The sequence below is a fragment of the Salinispora vitiensis genome, from assembly GCF_000378825.1.
Taxonomy (GTDB): Bacteria; Actinomycetota; Actinomycetes; order Mycobacteriales; family Micromonosporaceae; genus Micromonospora; species Micromonospora vitiensis.
In genome coordinates this window covers 4,833,579-4,849,195 of sequence record NZ_KB900388.1, presented here as the reverse complement: position 1 = coordinate 4,849,195, position 15,617 = coordinate 4,833,579, and the positions used below count along the sequence as shown (strand labels likewise).

Annotated in this window: 14 protein-coding genes; 5 read left to right on the top strand and 9 right to left on the bottom strand. The window is 70.2% G+C overall.

Going from position 1 to position 15,617, the window contains the following annotated elements; genetic code table 11:
- The first annotated feature begins 150 nt into the window (after positions 1 to 150).
- Positions 151 to 417: a DUF2631 domain-containing protein gene (locus tag SALPAC2_RS26595; RefSeq protein WP_026185049.1), complete on the top strand. Its 267-nt coding sequence runs from the start codon at positions 151 to 153 to the stop codon at positions 415 to 417.
- Positions 418 to 509: 92 nt separating this feature from the next.
- On the opposite strand, the gene SALPAC2_RS0122985 is transcribed toward SALPAC2_RS26595, so the two are convergent.
- From SALPAC2_RS0122985 to SALPAC2_RS0122950, 8 genes are all read right to left on the bottom strand, one after another.
- Complete coding sequence (locus SALPAC2_RS0122985) at positions 510 to 1,775, bottom strand: DivIVA domain-containing protein (RefSeq protein WP_018218972.1); 1,266 nt, start codon at positions 1,773 to 1,775, stop codon at positions 510 to 512.
- 55 nt (positions 1,776 to 1,830) lie between these two features.
- Positions 1,831 to 2,949, bottom strand: coding sequence for a 23S rRNA (adenine(2503)-C(2))-methyltransferase RlmN (gene rlmN, locus SALPAC2_RS0122980; protein ID WP_018218971.1), 1,119 nt, complete (start codon positions 2,947 to 2,949; stop codon positions 1,831 to 1,833).
- 128 nt (positions 2,950 to 3,077) lie between these two features.
- On the bottom strand, positions 3,078 to 4,313 hold the full coding sequence (locus tag SALPAC2_RS0122975) for a phosphatidate cytidylyltransferase (RefSeq protein ID WP_026185048.1): 1,236 nt from the start codon (positions 4,311 to 4,313) through the stop codon (positions 3,078 to 3,080).
- Positions 4,314 to 4,724: 411 nt separating this feature from the next.
- Positions 4,725 to 5,282 (bottom strand): ribosome recycling factor, encoded by a 558-nt coding sequence (gene frr / locus SALPAC2_RS0122970; RefSeq protein WP_018218969.1) that lies wholly within the window; start codon positions 5,280 to 5,282, stop codon positions 4,725 to 4,727.
- A gap of 68 nt (positions 5,283 to 5,350) precedes the next feature.
- A complete protein-coding gene (pyrH, locus tag SALPAC2_RS0122965; protein WP_033661872.1) occupies positions 5,351 to 6,118 on the bottom strand; it encodes a UMP kinase in 768 nt (255 codons plus the stop codon).
- Positions 6,119 to 6,271: 153 nt separating this feature from the next.
- Entirely contained in the window at positions 6,272 to 7,099 is an 828-nt protein-coding gene (tsf, locus tag SALPAC2_RS0122960; RefSeq protein WP_018218967.1) for a translation elongation factor Ts, read from the bottom strand.
- A gap of 87 nt (positions 7,100 to 7,186) precedes the next feature.
- Positions 7,187 to 8,074: a 30S ribosomal protein S2 gene (gene rpsB, locus SALPAC2_RS0122955; protein ID WP_018218966.1), complete on the bottom strand. Its 888-nt coding sequence runs from the start codon at positions 8,072 to 8,074 to the stop codon at positions 7,187 to 7,189.
- A gap of 355 nt (positions 8,075 to 8,429) precedes the next feature.
- Entirely contained in the window at positions 8,430 to 9,380 is a 951-nt protein-coding gene (locus SALPAC2_RS0122950) for a hypothetical protein (protein ID WP_018218965.1), read from the bottom strand.
- Positions 9,381 to 9,642: 262 nt separating this feature from the next.
- On the opposite strand from SALPAC2_RS0122950, the gene SALPAC2_RS0122945 reads away from it, so the two are divergent.
- The 4 genes from SALPAC2_RS0122945 to SALPAC2_RS0122930 all read left to right on the top strand — a co-directional run bounded on the left by SALPAC2_RS0122945 (position 9,643) and on the right by SALPAC2_RS0122930 (position 13,952).
- Positions 9,643 to 9,999 (top strand): YraN family protein, encoded by a 357-nt coding sequence (locus tag SALPAC2_RS0122945; RefSeq protein ID WP_018218964.1) that lies wholly within the window; start codon positions 9,643 to 9,645, stop codon positions 9,997 to 9,999.
- Positions 10,000 to 10,014: 15 nt separating this feature from the next.
- Positions 10,015 to 11,535, top strand: a complete 1,521-nt coding sequence (locus tag SALPAC2_RS0122940) for a YifB family Mg chelatase-like AAA ATPase (RefSeq protein ID WP_018218963.1) — start codon at positions 10,015 to 10,017, stop codon at positions 11,533 to 11,535.
- Positions 11,532 to 12,836: a DNA-processing protein DprA gene (locus SALPAC2_RS0122935; RefSeq protein ID WP_026185047.1), complete on the top strand. Its 1,305-nt coding sequence runs from the start codon at positions 11,532 to 11,534 to the stop codon at positions 12,834 to 12,836. The genes SALPAC2_RS0122940 and SALPAC2_RS0122935 overlap by 4 nt, the downstream gene beginning before the upstream one ends.
- 138 nt (positions 12,837 to 12,974) lie before the next feature.
- Positions 12,975 to 13,952 (top strand): tyrosine recombinase XerC, encoded by a 978-nt coding sequence (locus SALPAC2_RS0122930; protein WP_018218961.1) that lies wholly within the window; start codon positions 12,975 to 12,977, stop codon positions 13,950 to 13,952.
- A gap of 160 nt (positions 13,953 to 14,112) precedes the next feature.
- On the opposite strand, the gene SALPAC2_RS0122925 is transcribed toward SALPAC2_RS0122930, so the two are convergent.
- Positions 14,113 to 15,375 (bottom strand): nucleoside hydrolase, encoded by a 1,263-nt coding sequence (locus SALPAC2_RS0122925; protein ID WP_018218960.1) that lies wholly within the window; start codon positions 15,373 to 15,375, stop codon positions 14,113 to 14,115.
- Between the last annotated feature and the right edge of the window lie 242 nt (positions 15,376 to 15,617).

The window sequence follows — 15,617 nt, the reverse complement described above, 5'->3', positions numbered from 1 at the left end:
CTACCGGAGCCACTCTCACCATCACGCCATGACGCCGGTAGTGCCGTCCATGGGCGACAACGCCCTCCGTTCCGGCCGGCATGGGCTCCCGGCGTCCCAACGAGCCGGCCCGGGAGATGGTCGGACCCAGCGCCGGGGCCGGTACAAGGCGTGCCAGACTTGACCGCGGATCAGATCACGAGGGAAGGACCGACAGTGGCAGGAAGCGAGCCGGTTACGTCTCCGGACCAACACAAGCCCGGGCACCGCAGGTCCGGACGGATCGGCGCGGTGGTCGTTGCGCTGTCGCTGCTGGCAATGATCTGCGGTAACCACGAGGGCAGGGTCGAGGACCTCTGGCTGATCGGCCTCGCCGTTCTGCTGCTGGCCATCGTCGTCGGCGACATCGTGCTTCGGCGCAACGGGCTTCGCCCGTAGCGCGCACCGTCAGCCACAAGACTGTGGCCCGCTCCCCGGAATCAGGGAGCGGGCCACAGTCTTGTTCCGGGTCAACCCGGTGTTGTCCGGAGTCAACGACCGAGCAGAACGTCCTGCACATTCTTCAGGGCGGCGTCAACTTCCTCCTCGAAGTAGCCGCCCTGTACCAGGCCGAAGCGGAGCGTACCCAGGTCGTGCGGGTTCACCGGCATCGGATTCCGCCCCTGCATCCCGCCAAGCAGGCTGTCGAAGAAGCGGTCGACCTGGTCCGGGTCGTACCCGCTGCCGAAGCGGCGAACCTGGAAACTACGGCGAATCTGGTCAACCTGGTAGAGGTCGCTGCCCGGCGGCCCAGCCATAGGCGGCCCAGCCACCGGCGGCCCAGCCACAGGCGGCCCTCCCCTTGACGGATCAACCCCCCTGGGCGGAGCCGCCATCGGCGGCCCGGAGACCTCCGGTGAGCCGGCGAAGCCGGGCTGCGGCGCCGGCAGACCGTCCATCTCCCGCCCGCGCTCCGGCATCCGCATCTCGGTCGTCATGTCGGCACGCCCGTGTCGACCGGCCTCGAACCCGTCAAACCGCGGCTCGCCGGGGCCGTAGCCGCCGGTAGCTGGCTCCCTCGACGGGCCACCGGGACCGAGCGGACCACCGGGACCATGCGGGCCACCGGGGCCGTGCGGGGCGGCCGGACCGCGTGGCGGTTCATAGCCGCCGCGGGGGGCATCGTGGCCGCCGGAGAAAGACCCGGTGGTTTCGTCGTGCCGGCTGTACGGAGCACCGGGCGGCGCCGGCGCGAACCGGGGCGGCATCGGCTGCTGCTCCGGGGCGACGCCGCGCTCGTCGGGTGGACCCATCCGCCCCGGCGGGCCGAACTGTTCGGGCGGACCCATCCGATCCGGCGGACCCATCCGCCCCGGCGGACCGAACTGTTCGGGCGGACCCATCCGATCCGGCGGGCCCATCCGCCCCGGCGGACCGAACTGTTCGGGCGGACCCATCCGATCCGGCGGACCGAACTGTTCGGGCGGACCCATCCGATCCGGCGGACCCATCCGATCCGGCGGACCCATCCGCTCGGGCTGGTGGAGGTCAGCGGCCGGAGCCGGACGGCCGCCCTGTTCCTCCACGTCGGCGAGCTGCCGTTCGACCCGGTCGAGGTGAAGATCGACCTGCCACTCGTCATAGCCGTTGAATCGGACCCGGAAGACGACGTCGTGGACCTCCTGCGCGGCCACGGGCGCGCCCACCGGCTGCCCCTCCAGCGTGGCCTCGACCCGGTCGAGGAAGGCATCCACCTCGTCAACCTTGTATCCCCGGCGCAGCGACTTACGCCGGAAACGCTGACCCTGACTCGCCACTATGTCTCCTGGTCTCGTTCGCTCCGCCGGGTCGCTCTCCCCGGCCCCCACGCTCTCATTGCCCCTCGGCCGCGGCGAGCTGACCACACGCTCCGTCGATCTCACGTCCCCGGGTGTCCCGCACTGTCGTGGAGACCCCGGCGGCGCGCAACCGCCGGACGAACTCCCGCTCAACCGGCTTCGGGCTCGCATCCCAGCGGCTACCCGGAGTGGGGTTGAGCGGGATCAGGTTCACATGGGCCAACCGGCCGGCCAGCAACCGACCAAGCAGGTCGGCTCGCCACGGCTGGTCGTTCACGTCCTTGATCATTGCGTATTCGATCGACACGCGACGTCTCGTGTGGGCCGCGTACTCCCAGGCCGCCTCCAGCACCTCGGACACCTTCCAGCGCTGGTTCACGGGCACGAGTTCGTCGCGCAGCTCATCATCGGGCGCGTGCAGCGACAACGCAAGGGTCACAGGGAGGTCTTCGCTGGCCAGTCGACGGATAGCAGGGACCAGCCCCACCGTGGAAACGGTGATGTGCCGCTGGGACAGCCCCAACCCTTCTGGCGCGGGCGCCACTAGCCGGCGAATCGCCGCCACCACCCGGTTGTAGTTGGCCAGCGGCTCCCCCATCCCCATGAACACCACGCGAGACAGTCGCGGTGGGGACCCGGCGACAGCGCCAGAGGCGGCCACACCGGCCAGGTAGACCGCCTGGTCGACGATCTCAGCGGTGGAGAGGTTGCGGGTCAGGCCCGCCTGGCCGGTCGCGCAGAAGGGGCAGGCCATCCCGCACCCCGCCTGGCTGGAGAGACAGACCGTCACCCGGTCCGGATAGCCCATCAGCACACTCTCGACCAGCGAGCCGTCGTGCAGCCGCCAGAGCGCCTTGTGGGTGGCACCGTCGTCACACGCCAGCTCCCGCACCGGTGTCAACAGCGTGGGCAGCAGCTGGCCGGCCAGCTTCTCCCGGGTGGCCGACGGCAGATCAGTCATCTGCTCCGGATCGCGGACCAGACGGCCGAAATAGTGAGTCGAGACCTGCCGTGCCCGGAACCGCGGCTCGCCCAGTTCCTCGGCCAGAGCCTGACGGCCGGCGAGATCGAAGTCGGCGAGGTGCCGCGGGGGCATCGCCGCGCGGCGGGCGGGGGCGTCAGGGTTGACCGGGGTCAAGGGCAGGTTCGTCATGACCCATCCAGTCTGTCACGCCCGGCCCGGACCGCGCCGCTGTGGATCCGCCGGCCTCGTCCCGGACCCACCGGCAACGCTGGTGGCGGCGGGGCGTGCCCGGCGGTGGGCACCGGGTAACCCACGCCTCAGCCCGTCACCGGAACGAAGAGCGCAAGCAGCAGATACGCCGTCGGGAGGGCGAAGAGAACCGAGTCGAGCCGGTCCATCAGGCCGCCATGCCCCGGCAGCAAGTTACTCATGTCCTTCACCCCGAGGTCTCGTTTGATCATGGACTCGGCCAGATCGCCCAGGACGGCCGCGGCGGAGACGGCGACTCCGAAGAGCGCCCCCCACCAGGGCGCAACATCGAAGAGCAGCCAGATCAGCAGGGCACCGCCGAGGGCCGCCGCGCCAAGCGAACCCGCCAGCCCTTCCCAGGACTTCTTCGGACTGATTGTCGGAGCCATCGGATGCCGGCCGAAGTTGGCTCCGGCCGCGTACCCACCGGTGTCGGAGAGCACCACCGCGGCCAATGTCACCAACACCCGCAGCGCCCCGTCCTCCGGCGCCGCCAGTAACGCGGCGAACCCACCGAGAAACGGTACGTAGACAGCGATCAGGGTGGCCGCGAGGGCGTCCCGGCGGAATCCGGCCAGCCCGTCGCCCAGTCGCCACACCAGGGCACCGAGCACCGTGACGGCCACGCCGAGGGTCAACGCATCGGGCCCGACGAACCAGGCCAGCCCCACCACCAGCACACTGCCCCCGGCCAGCGGGATCAGCGGCGGGTGGAGGCCCGCACGACCGAACGCCCGGGTCATCTCCCAACAGCCGACCGCCAGCGCCCCCGCGACGACCACCACGAAGGCGAACGGGTAGAGAAAGAGAGGCACCAGGACGAGGGCGCCAAGGCCAACCCCTACGCCGATGGCCGCCGGCAGGTTACGGCCGGCCTTGCCGGACGACCGCGGTCGGGCAGCGGCGCCGGTGGCACGACGCCGTCCCGCCCGACGCCGCCCCCGCCCCCGCGGCTGCGTGGCCGGATCGTCGTCCCGGACCGGCTGGAGTTGGGCGGTCGGGTGCTCGGACCCGGCCGGGGCGTCCGGGACCGGGTTCTGTCGCGCGGTCGGGTAGTCCCGGTCTTCGGCGGGGGCTTGGTGGCCGTTACTCGGAATTCGGCTAGGCCCACCCGTCGACTCCGCTGGCGACCGGCCATTCCGGCTGGGATCGCGATGGTCGTAACCAGGGGTTTCTCGATGCCGAACCGTTGCACCGACGTCGCGGGGTACCGCACCGGAATCCGCCTGCGGAACGCCACGCGATTCGGCGGGCCGTTCCCAACCGTGCGGTTCAGGGCTGCGGTGAGGGTCAACGGGGGACATCACGCACCTGGAGGAAAGACGAAACCGACTACCAGACACACAACCACAACCATGTCCCCTACCCGAATGATGTTCCCTCTGGTTGACCGACGGGTCGGCCAGTCGATTCCCGCCATTCACCGCCGGGTGCCCGAGAATCGAGCCGAGCCTACTGCACCCGCTACCCCGGCATCCGAAACCGCCTCCGCCGGCCCGACCCAGCACCGTCAGGACGGCCGGTACGCGCTGGCGGGGCAGCGCCGGCGGACGCCCACCAGACAAGCCTTGCGTGCGGCCTTTGTGCGCCGGTACAGCCTTCGCGTGCGGCCTTTGTGCGCCGGTACGGCGACAAGCCGCGACAGAAAGGCGGCACCGGCGGCCCCGAAGGGCGTGTTCGCCGGTGCCGCGCGCGTCAGCAGTCGGACAGCGAGGTCAGACCTCGAGCAGCTCGGCTTCCTTATGCTTGATCAGCTCGTCCACGGTACCGACGAAGCGCTGAGTCAGATCGTCCAGCTCCTTCTCGGCACGGCGCCCGTCGTCCTCGCCGACCTCGCCAGCCTTGACCAGCCGATCCAGCTCCTCCTTGGCCTTGCGGCGGATGTTACGGACCGCCACCTTGGCCTCCTCCCCCTTGTGCCGAGCCACCTTGATCATCTCGCGGCGGCGCTCCTCGGTCATCTGCGGGAGCAGAATGCGCAGCTGGTTACCCTCATTGTTGGGGTTTACCCCAAGGTCGGAGTCGCGGATCGCCTTTTCCATGGCGTTGGTCTGCGAGGTGTCGTACGGCTTGATGATGACCATACGGGGCTCCGGTACCCCGATCGACGCCATCTGCGGCAACGGGGTCGGGCTGCCGTAGTAGTCGATTATGATCTTGGAGAACATGGCGGCGTTGGCGCGGCCCGTACGGATGGCCCCGAACTCCTCCTTGGCGTGCTCGATGGCACGCTCCATCTTCTCCTCGGCCTCGAGGAGGGTGTCGTCGATCACCGTTCTCCTCGCCTCCTTCTATGCTCGTCGTGGCTGGTCGTGTCGGAGGACCGTCGAGGTCGAACCGCTCAGGTGGTGATCAGGGTACCGATCTTGTCGCCACCCACGGCCCGAGTGATGGTGTCGTCGCCCTGGGCGCCGAAGACCAACATCGGCAGGCCGTTCTCCATGCAGAGGCTGAACGCGGCGGCGTCCGCGACCCGCAGATTTCGACGAAGCACCTCGGAGAAGGTGATCGAGTCGAACTTACTGGCGGTCGAGTCGATGCGCGGATCCGCCGTGTAGACGCCGTCCACGCCGTTCTTGCTCATCAGCACCACATCTGCCCGGATCTCCAGTGCACGCTGCGCGGCGACGGTGTCGGTGGAGAAGTAGGGCATGCCAGCACCGGCCCCGAAGATCACCACTCGCCCCTTCTCAAGGTGCCGGATGGCGCGCAGCGGAATGTAGGACTCGGCGACCTGGGCCATCGTGATGGCGCTCTGCACCCGGGTCTCGATGCCCTCCTTCTCCAGGAAGTCCTGGAGGGCGAGACAGTTCATTACCGTACCGAGCATGCCCATATAGTCGGCCCGGGCCCGGTCCATCCCCCGCTTCTGCAGCTCGGCGCCCCGGAAGAAGTTGCCTCCACCGACCACCACCGAGACCTGCACACCGCGCCGAACCACGGTCGCGATCTGCTGGGCGATGGCCTGAACCACATCGGGATCGACACCGATCGCGCCCCCGCCGAACACCTCGCCGGAGAGCTTCAGCACCACTCGCCGCGCCCGGCCAGGAGGCGGCGCCGTCGGATCCTCCGCCAGCAGACTCCGGTCACTCACAACCTGTGTCATCCTCCCCGCCCTTCACCATGCGTACGCCGCACACGCCGCAAATTTGCCGCCACCGACCCTATGTGACGAGGAGGCCGCGGTGCTTGACACGTACACCGGCGACCTCCTCGTCCACGTTCCCGTCCCGAGCGCCGGCAAGCGCTCAGGATCGGCTCAGGCCTGGCCGACCTCGAACCGAACGAAGCGGGTGACCTCAACGCCGGCCTCGGCCAGCACCTGCCGCACCGGCTTCTTGTTGTCGGTGACCGACGCCTGCTCCAGCAGGACGAAGTCCTTGAAGAAGGAGTTCACCCGGCCCTCAACGATCTTCGGCAGCGCCGCCTCGGGCTTGTTCTCCTCCCGGGCGGTCTGCTCGGCGATGCGCCGCTCGGACTCGACGACCTCCGCCGGCACCTCGTCCCGGCTCAGGTACTGCGGGCGCATCGCGGCGATCTGCATCGCCACACCGCGCGCGTCGGCGTCCCCGGCCTCGTCGGTCTTGCCGGTGTACTGCACCAGCACACCGACGGCCGGCGGCAGATCCTGCGCCTTACGGTGCAGGTAGACCGCGACGGTGCCGTCCAGCTTCGCGAACCGGTTCAGCACCAGCTTCTCGCCGATCTTGGCGGACTGCTCCTGGACCAGCTCGGCGACGCCCTTGCCGTCGATCGCACTGGCCAGCAGCTCCTCGGCGTTACTGACACCGGTGCGCTCGCCGTGCTCGACCAGCTGCTGGGCCAGCGCGACGAAGCTGTCGGTCTTGGCGACGAAGTCCGTCTCGCAGTTCAGCTCCAGCAGGGCCTTGCCGGAGTGTGCGACCAAGCCGTTGGCGGCGGTCCGGCCAGCCCGCTTGCCGACGTCCTTGGCGCCCTTGACGCGCAGAACCTCGACAGCCTTGTCGAAGTCGCCCTCGGCCTCGGTCAACGCCTTCTTGCTGTCCATCATGCCGGCGCCGGTGAGGTCGCGGAGCTTCTTGACATCCGCGGCGGTGAAGTTGGACATGACTCTCTCTTCAGTGGTGAGACTGCGGGTGGGTGGTCTGGATGGCGATGTACCCCGGAGCCCCGGCCATACGGCCGGGGCGGGCGGTCACTCCGCGGCGGCTGCCGCCGGCTGCTCTTCAGCCTTCGCCGGCTGCTCGTCGCTCTTCGCCGGCTGCTCTTCAGCCTTCGCCGGCTGCTCGTCGCTCTTCTTCGGCTCCTCGAGCAGCTCGCGCTCCCACTCGGCCAGCGGCTCGTCGGCGGCGACCCCCGCCTCCGGCTTCTCGTCGGTGCCCCGACGGCGGCCCGAACGGGCGATCAGGCCGTCGGCGACGGCGGCGGCCACAACCTTGGTCAGCAGCTCCGCCGAGCGGATCGCGTCGTCGTTACCCGGAATGGGGTAGTCGACCTCGTCCGGGTCACAGTTGGTGTCGAGCACCGCAATGACCGGAATGCCCAGCTTGCGGGCCTCGTCAACGGCGATGTGCTCCTTCTTCGTGTCGACCACCCAGATCGCGGCCGGGAGCTTCTGCATGTCCCGCAGACCCCCGAGGGTACGCGACAGCTTCCCCTTCTCCCGGTTGAGCTGCAGCGTCTCCTTCTTGGTGTAGCCGGCTGCGGTGCCACTCAGGTCACCGAGGGCCTCCAGCTCCTTCATCCGCTGGAGCCGCTTGTACACCGTCTGGAAGTTGGTCAGCATGCCGCCGAGCCAGCGGTGGTTGACGTACGGCTGACCGACCCGGGTCGCCTGCTCGGCGATCGCCTCCTGCGCCTGCTTCTTGGTCCCGACGAAGAGGATGCTGCCCCCCTCGGCGACCGTCCCGCGCACGAACTCGTACGCCTTCTCGATGTAGTCGAGAGTCTGGCGCAGGTCGATGATGTAGATACCGTTGCGCTCGGTGAAGATGAAGCGCTTCATCTTCGGGTTCCAGCGCCGGGTCTGGTGCCCGAAGTGGACACCACTCTCGAGCAGCTGGCGCATGGTCACGACGGCCATGGTTACTCCTTGCGTCCCTGGTTGTTCCGCCCGGCCGGCGGCTGGGCGGCCTGGCGCCCGGTCGTCGGCCGTGGTGGGCCCGACCCAGCGGTCGGGACCAGGGAGCCGCCGCCCCACAGCAAGCCGCGGGGAGGGCGCGCGAGGTCGACCGCGCAAGGCGGTCGCCAGTCGACCAGTGTACGCCACCTCCCACTAACCCCGCGTTCGGGAGCAAGAGCCGCAACACCGGGATTGTCGTGGGCCCCAACAGCCGCCGGACCGGAGTTGGCCGGCCGCCAGACCAGGGTTGGCTGACCGCCAGACCAGGGTTGGCTGACCGCCAGGCCGGGGTTGGCTGACCGCCAAACCGGGCGGATCAGCCGACCGCGAGCGCCGCCGCCACGAAGAGCACCAGGCCGGCGGTGAGGTAGGCCGTGGGCGGACGCAGCCAACCGCGACCATCCGGCAACGACAACCCACCGGCACGCAGCCCGTACAGGCCAACGGCGAAGATTGGCACTCCCCCGACGAGGAACATCCCGGCCAGCACGTTCGCCGCCGCCAACCCCCCGGTCAACCCGTCCAGCAGCACCCACAGCGCCGGCACCTCGAAGGCCAGCACCAGGACGGCGAAGATCACCGCCAGCGCTGGGCGGCGCGTCCGATACACACCGTCGCTCGCCGGGGGCGCCGACGACAGATCCTCACGTGGCCCGACCGGCGGCAGATCATCACGTGGCCCGACCGGCGGCATCGGTCCGGTCGGCAGCTCCAGCGGGTTCACCGCCTCCTCGGTGGGACGGTTCGACTCCACGATCGGGTACCCGCCCAGCGCGCCCGACCGCCCCGGCTCCGCGACCGGGCCGGCCGCGCCGAACACGTCCGCACCGGAGGCCGAGAGTTGGTCACGCGCCTCCCGTGAGCGCCGCCCCGGCCGGTCACCAGTGGAGTCACCGGTGCTCTCCGAGTCAGTCTCGGCCCACCGGGAGCGGCTCGCCCGGTAGCCCTCGGTCTCGGATCGAGCATCGCCGTACGCACCCGTGGCGCTGAAACGCCCGGAATCGTCCTCGCTGATCCGGAATGCACCGGAGTCCTCCGGTTTAACGGTCCCGCCCCGCCCGTCGCCAAAACCGTCGTACCGGTGTCCCCCACCCCCCTGCTCGGGGCCCCGGAGATCCTCCTCGCCGTAGCGGCTCTCCCCCCGCCATGTCGGCTCCCCGTAACCCCGCTCCCGGTCACCGGGGTACCAGCGCGACTCCTGATCTTCGGTGAAACTCCGTCGTCCGTCCACGTCGGCACCGTATGCGACCGACTGCGCGGACGCCATTCGCCGAGCAGTCCGGCCTCGGCCTGCACCAACCCACCAACCTCGGTTATCCGAACGTCACTCTCCGTGCTCAACGAGGTGCGCCAGTTCACCTGACGCCGGTGGGAGGCCACGATCGCGACGCCGAAGGTGATGTCCGCCGAAGGCGATGTCCTTAGCACGGCGAGAGCTTGATCGTCCGCTCGTCCACAGGTGGGCTCGTCGTCCACAGGTCCGCACCGCCGAACCACGCCCCGGAGCCAGCCCCGGCACCGTGCCGGGAATGAGCAGACACAACCAGTCGGTGGGTGCCTACGGGGAACGCTGCGCACTCCGACACCTGATCACTGCGGGGCTACGGCCGGTGGCCCGCAACTGGCGCTGCCAGCACGGCGAGATCGACATCATCGCCTGGGACGGCCCGGTCCTCGCCGTCTGCGAGGTCAAGACCCGGAGCACCGACACCTTCGGCACCCCCACCGCAGCCATAACCCGCACCAAGGCCCGCCGGTTGCGTCTCCTCACCGCCCGTTGGCTCGCCGAGACCGGCACCCGGGCCGACGAGGTCCGCTTCGACGTGCTCGCCATCCGCCTCACCGGTGGTCCGCCTCGCATCGAGCACCTGAAGGGTGCGTTTTGACATGGGAGCACACCGATGAGCTACGCCCGGGTCCGCTGCGTCGGCCTGGTCGGCGTTACCGGGCATGTGCTGCAGGTCGAAGCCGACCTCGCCCCCGGCCTGCCCACCGTGGCGATCACCGGCCTACCGGACACCGCCCTACACGAGGCGCGGGACCGCGTCCGCGCCGCAGTGGTCAACTCCGGTCGGGCCTGGCCCAACCGCCGGATCACCATCAACCTGCTCCCCGCCACCCTGCCTAAACACGGCTCCAGCCTCGACCTCGCGATCGCGGTAGCGGTGCTGGGCAGCGCCGGGGAGCTGCCCCTGGCCCCCCTGGATCGGGTGGTGCTTCTCGGCGAGTTGGGCCTGGACGGCACCGTCCGCCCCGTCCGCGGTGCCCTACCCATGGTCGCGGCGGCGGCCCGCGCCGGGCACCACCGGGTGGTCGTTCCCCTCGAAAATGCCACCGAGGCGGGCATGATCCCCAGCATCCAGGTCCACGCTGTCCGCAGCCTCCGCCAGTTGGCCGCTTTCCTCACCGACGGCACCCCGCTGCCGCAGCCGCCCCCGGCCACCCCGGCAGACCCCACCCCCACCCTCGACCTAGCCGACATCGCCGGCCAGAGCCTGGGCCGGCGGGCCCTGGAGATTGCCGCCGCCGGCGGACACCACCTCGCCTTACTCGGCCCACCCGGCGCTGGCAAGACCATGCTCGCCGAACGGCTGCCATCGGTCCTACCCGAGCTGCCCGACGACGCCGCGATGGAGGTGACCTCGCTGCACTCGATCGCCGGCCTGCTGCCCTCCGGTGGGCAGTTGATCCGACGACCACCGTTCCAGGCGCCGCACCACACCGCCACCGTCTCGGCGCTGGTCGGTGGTGGCTCCGGCCTCGCCCGCCCCGGCGCGGTGTCTCTGGCCCACCGGGGCGTACTGCTGCTAGATGAAGCTCCCGAGTTCCAACGGCGCGCTCTGGACGCCCTCCGGCAGCCGCTCGAGCACGGCCGGGTCCGGTTGGCCCGCTCCCACGGCACCGCCGAATACCCGGCCCAGGTGCAGCTTGTCCTAGCCGCCAATCCCTGCCCCTGCGCCAAACCAGCCGGCGACGTCTCCTGCGACTGCACCCCGCTCGCCCGACGCCGCTATCTCGGCCGCCTCTCCGGCCCGCTCCTGGACCGGGTCGACATCCAGGTGACCGTGCGACCGGTACGCGCCGCCGAGCTGGTGCAGGTTAGCTCCGGCGGCGAGCCCTCCAGCGTGGTGGCCGCCCGGGTCGCGACGGCCCGCGCGGCGGCCCGCGAGCGCTGGTCCCGCCTCGGCCAGCGGAGTAACGCCGAACTCCCCGGCCCGGTGCTGCGGCGGCCACCCTGGTGCCTGCCCGGCCCGGTCATCCGGGAGCTACGTGCCCGGCTCGACCGAGGATCGCTCTCGGCCCGGGGCTTCGACCGGGTCCTCCGGTTGGCGTGGACGATCGCCGACCTGGACGGTCGGCAGCGCCCCGACGCCGAGGACGTCCGAGAGGCGATCGGCCTGCGCACCGGGGAGGCACTGTGACCACCCGGGGAGAGGCCGGCGGGGGGTTCGGGCCAGCGGGAAGCCCGGAGCAGGCCGGGATGAGGCACCCCACCAGTGGCCCGCCAGCAGTGACAGCACTCGATGCCGACCGCCTCGCGCGGGTGGCGTTGACCTGGATTGCCGAACCGGGTAACCGGTCCGTCTCCAGTTTGGTCGAGCAGCATGGCGCGGTTGGCGCGCTGGCCCTGCTGCGGGAGGGCGGCGCCCCCGAGGAGGCACTGCGGCAAACCGTGACAGCCCGGCTGTCGGCCGGAGATCCGCTGGCAGTAGCCACGGAGGCGATGGAGCGTGCCGACCGCCTCGGTGCCCGGCTGGTAACACCAGCCGACGACGAGTGGCCACTGCCCGTCGACGACCTACACCGCCTCGTCCTGGCGAGTTCGACCCGCCGGGTCGACCGGGAGACCGCCCCACCGCTCTGCTTCTGGGTGCGGGGTGGGCACTCCCTGGCCGAGACGCTGGACCGGTCGGTCGCGCTGGTGGGCGCCCGGGCCGCGACCGGCTACGGCATCCACGTGGGCACCGAGCTGGCGTACGGACTGGCGGAGCGGGGTTGGACGATCGTCTCGGGCGGGGCGTTCGGCATCGACGCCGCCGCGCACCGGGGAGCGCTGACCGCCGGTGGGCTGACCGTCTCCGTGCTCGCCTGCGGCCTGGACCGGCCTTACCCGATGGGCAATGCCGCCCTCTTCGAGCGGATCGCCGACACCGGGCTGCTGATCAGCGAGTGGGTACCGGGGGCGGATCCGCTGCGGCCCCGATTCCTGATCCGCAACCGGGTGATCGCCGCGGCGACCCGGGGCAGTGTGCTGGTCGAGGCCGCCGCCCGCAGCGGAGCGACCCAGACGATGCACCGGGCCCTGGCGATCGCCCGGCCGGCGATGGTGGTGCCCGGCCCGGTCACCTCCACCATGTCTGTCGGAGCGCATGAGCTGCTCCGGCAGTACCCAGAAGCCCGGCTGGTCACCTCCCCCGCGCAGGTGCTCGAGGAGGTGGGTCGCATCGGTGGGGACCTGGCACCACAGGTACGTGGTCCGGCGCGGGTACGGGACCAACTAGACGACGAGTCCACGATGGTGTTGGAGGCGCTGCCCCGGCGAGGCGTACGCGGAGTTGACGACATCGCAGCCCGGTCCGGGGTGATGGCACGGACAGCGCTGCGCAAGCTGGCCCTCCTTGAGGAGCTGGGCCTGGTCAGCCGACGCGGCGACGGGTACGCGCTCTCGCCCCCGCTGACGCCGCAGAAGCCATCGACGCCGCAGGAGCCGTCGGGACCGTAGGAGCCGTCGGGACCGCAGGAGCAGGCAAGGCGCCCGTAGGCTGGTCGGGTGCAACGCCGACCAGCTGGTCACCATCGGTCCGCCGGACCGATGGGTGACCAGCTGACACGAGGCCCGGCAGTGAAGCGAGGTCAGGCAGTGAAGCGAGGCGAAGCGACCCGGGCCCGGCATGCGGCGCTCCCTGCGCCGCTACGCGAGGCGGCGGACGACTTCGCGACCCAGCTGGCCCAGGTCCAGAACCGCTCCGCCCACACCGTCCGGGCGTACGTCGCCGATGTCATCAGCCTGCTCGACCACGCCGTACGGGCGGGAGCCCAGGCCCCCGCTGGCCTCACGCTGACACAGATCCGCAGCTGGCTGGCCCGACACCGCACGACGGGAGCCGCTCGGTCCACACTGGCCCGAAGGTCCGCCGCGGCCCGCACCTTCAGCACCTGGGCGCACCGCGACGGCCGGCTACCGACCGACGTCGCCGCCGGCCTGGCCAGTCCCCGCGCCCACCGGGAGCTACCCGCCGTACTCCCGGTTGATCAGGCCGCTGCCCTGTTGGAGGCGGCGCACGCGGCGCCCCAAGACCAGCCGACCGATGACGTCCAGTCGGGTGCCGCCGACCCGGTCCGGCTGCGAGACCAACTGCTGCTGGAGCTGCTGTACGCGACCGGGGTCCGGGTCAGTGAGGCGTGCGGGCTGGACGTCGCCGACGTGGACCCGGGCCGGCGGGTGCTCCGGGTGCTCGGCAAAGGGGGCCGGGAACGCAGCGTGCCGTACGGAGTCCCGGCGCAACGGGCGTGCGACGCGTGGCTACGCGACGGCCGTCCCCGGCTGGTCGGCGCCCGATCAGGGACTGCGCTGCTGCTCGGGGCGCGGGGCGGCCGGCTCAACCCGACCACCGCGCGGAAGATCGTCGGGCGATACGCGACCGCGGCGGGCCTACCCCGGACCAGCCCGCACGGGCTACGGCACGCGGCGGCCACCCACCTGTTGGAGGGGGGCGCTGACCTGCGGGCGGTGCAGGAACTGCTCGGGCACTCCTCGCTGGCCAGTACCCAGATCTACACCCACGTCTCGGTCGAGCGGCTGCGGGCCGCATACCGGCAGGCCCACCCTCGGGCGTGAGCCGGCGGTCCCGCCGCGCTGTTCGCCTGCAGATCCTGCGGGTGCGCCAGAGCGGGCACCGGTCACGACCATCCCCGCGGGTCACAGCGATAGCCACGGAGGCGAACGGGCTACGCACCCACTCGGCGTGGGGACGTAGCCCGTGCTTGGCAGGTTCCCGTTACTCCGGGACAACACCCCCCTCATTCAAAGTGGCGCTCTCCTCGGTGGGAAGCGCCCACTCCTCAGTCCGCAGGAGCCCCTCCTCGGTCGGGAGCTCCCAGTCCTCGGTCCACAGTGGCCCAGTGCCGTTCGGCGCAGCCCACTCGTCGGTCCACAGCGGCCCGGTAGTCGACGCTGCCCAGTCCTCGGTCGACAGCGGCCCGGTGCCGTTCGGCGCAGCCCATTCGTCGGTCCACAGCGGCCCGGTAGTCGACGCTGCCCGGTCCTCGGTCCGCCGGGGCCCCTCCTCGTTCAGAAGGACATCCCGGTCGGTCCACCCATCTCCGCCAACGGCCTGAAGAATCGCATGCTGGTAGCGGCCCGCCGCCTCCCTACTCGTGAAACCCGTGCACGAGGTGACCTGCCGGGTTTCGGTGATCTCAGGCGAGAACCAGTCGTAGATATCTGTTTCCCCGGCCTCCGCTGTCGCTGGCGATCCGGTCTTCAGTCGATAGCCTGCCTGCTGACATACCTGGTCTTGCGGCCGAATCAGATGCCATACGGCGGCGGCGTCAAAAATCGGGTACGCGGGGCCGAATTCTATCTCCTTCAGCAACTCCAGGCGCGGCATCGACGACTCGCCGTAGAAACGCGCAAGCGGGTCCGTACTGGTGGCCAGCCGCTCCAACTCCGGGATCGGGATCGGCGCCAGCGAGGAGAGGTCGAAGGTGATGGCCGTGAAAGGAATGTTCGTTTCGTCCAGGAGGATCTGCTCGGCACGCGGGTCCATGATGTAGTTGAAGTCAACCAACGGGGTGCCGAAAATCTCGAACACTGTCGTCGGCTTACTGCCGACAAGGGCGACGATCCGGGAGATGAGGGCGGCCTCTTCCGGAAAGTTCATCGTCAGACATGCCACGTCAGTCAACGGACCGATCGCCAGGATCGTCAGCCCGCCGGTCTCCCGCAGCTGGTCAGCCATGAACCGGACGCCGTCGTTGACGCAGGTACTGGTCAGATCCGCGCCACCGGTCGTCTGCTGGGCCTCGACCGGCAACCAAACCTCCGCCCCCTGGACCACGGGTATATCCGCACCGAGGGCGTCAACCGTCGCCTGCGCCGTTACCACCGTCGATCCAGCCATCGAATTTCCCATGGTCACCACGACGCCTCGCACATCAACCCCGTGAGCCAACGCAAGGGCGAGCGCGTACGAGTCGTCAATATCCGGGGCCGAGGTGGACATACCGTTACGGGAACCCGTGGTCAGCCCCATCGACATATCGGTAGAGAAAATTACTGGCTCACGTTGCCGATCACCCCGATGCTGAGGCTCCACGGAAGGGGGAACCGACGGGACAAAACCGCTGCGATCGGGGGCACCCAAACCGTCATCGTGCACTGTCGGGGAGCTCTCCGGCGCTAACGGCGACGTGGGATCCGCGAGCGCGTGTGGCATACTGCCGACCACACCGGCAGCCACGGTACAGGCAAGCGCCCCGGCAGCGATCGTGGACGCGCGCC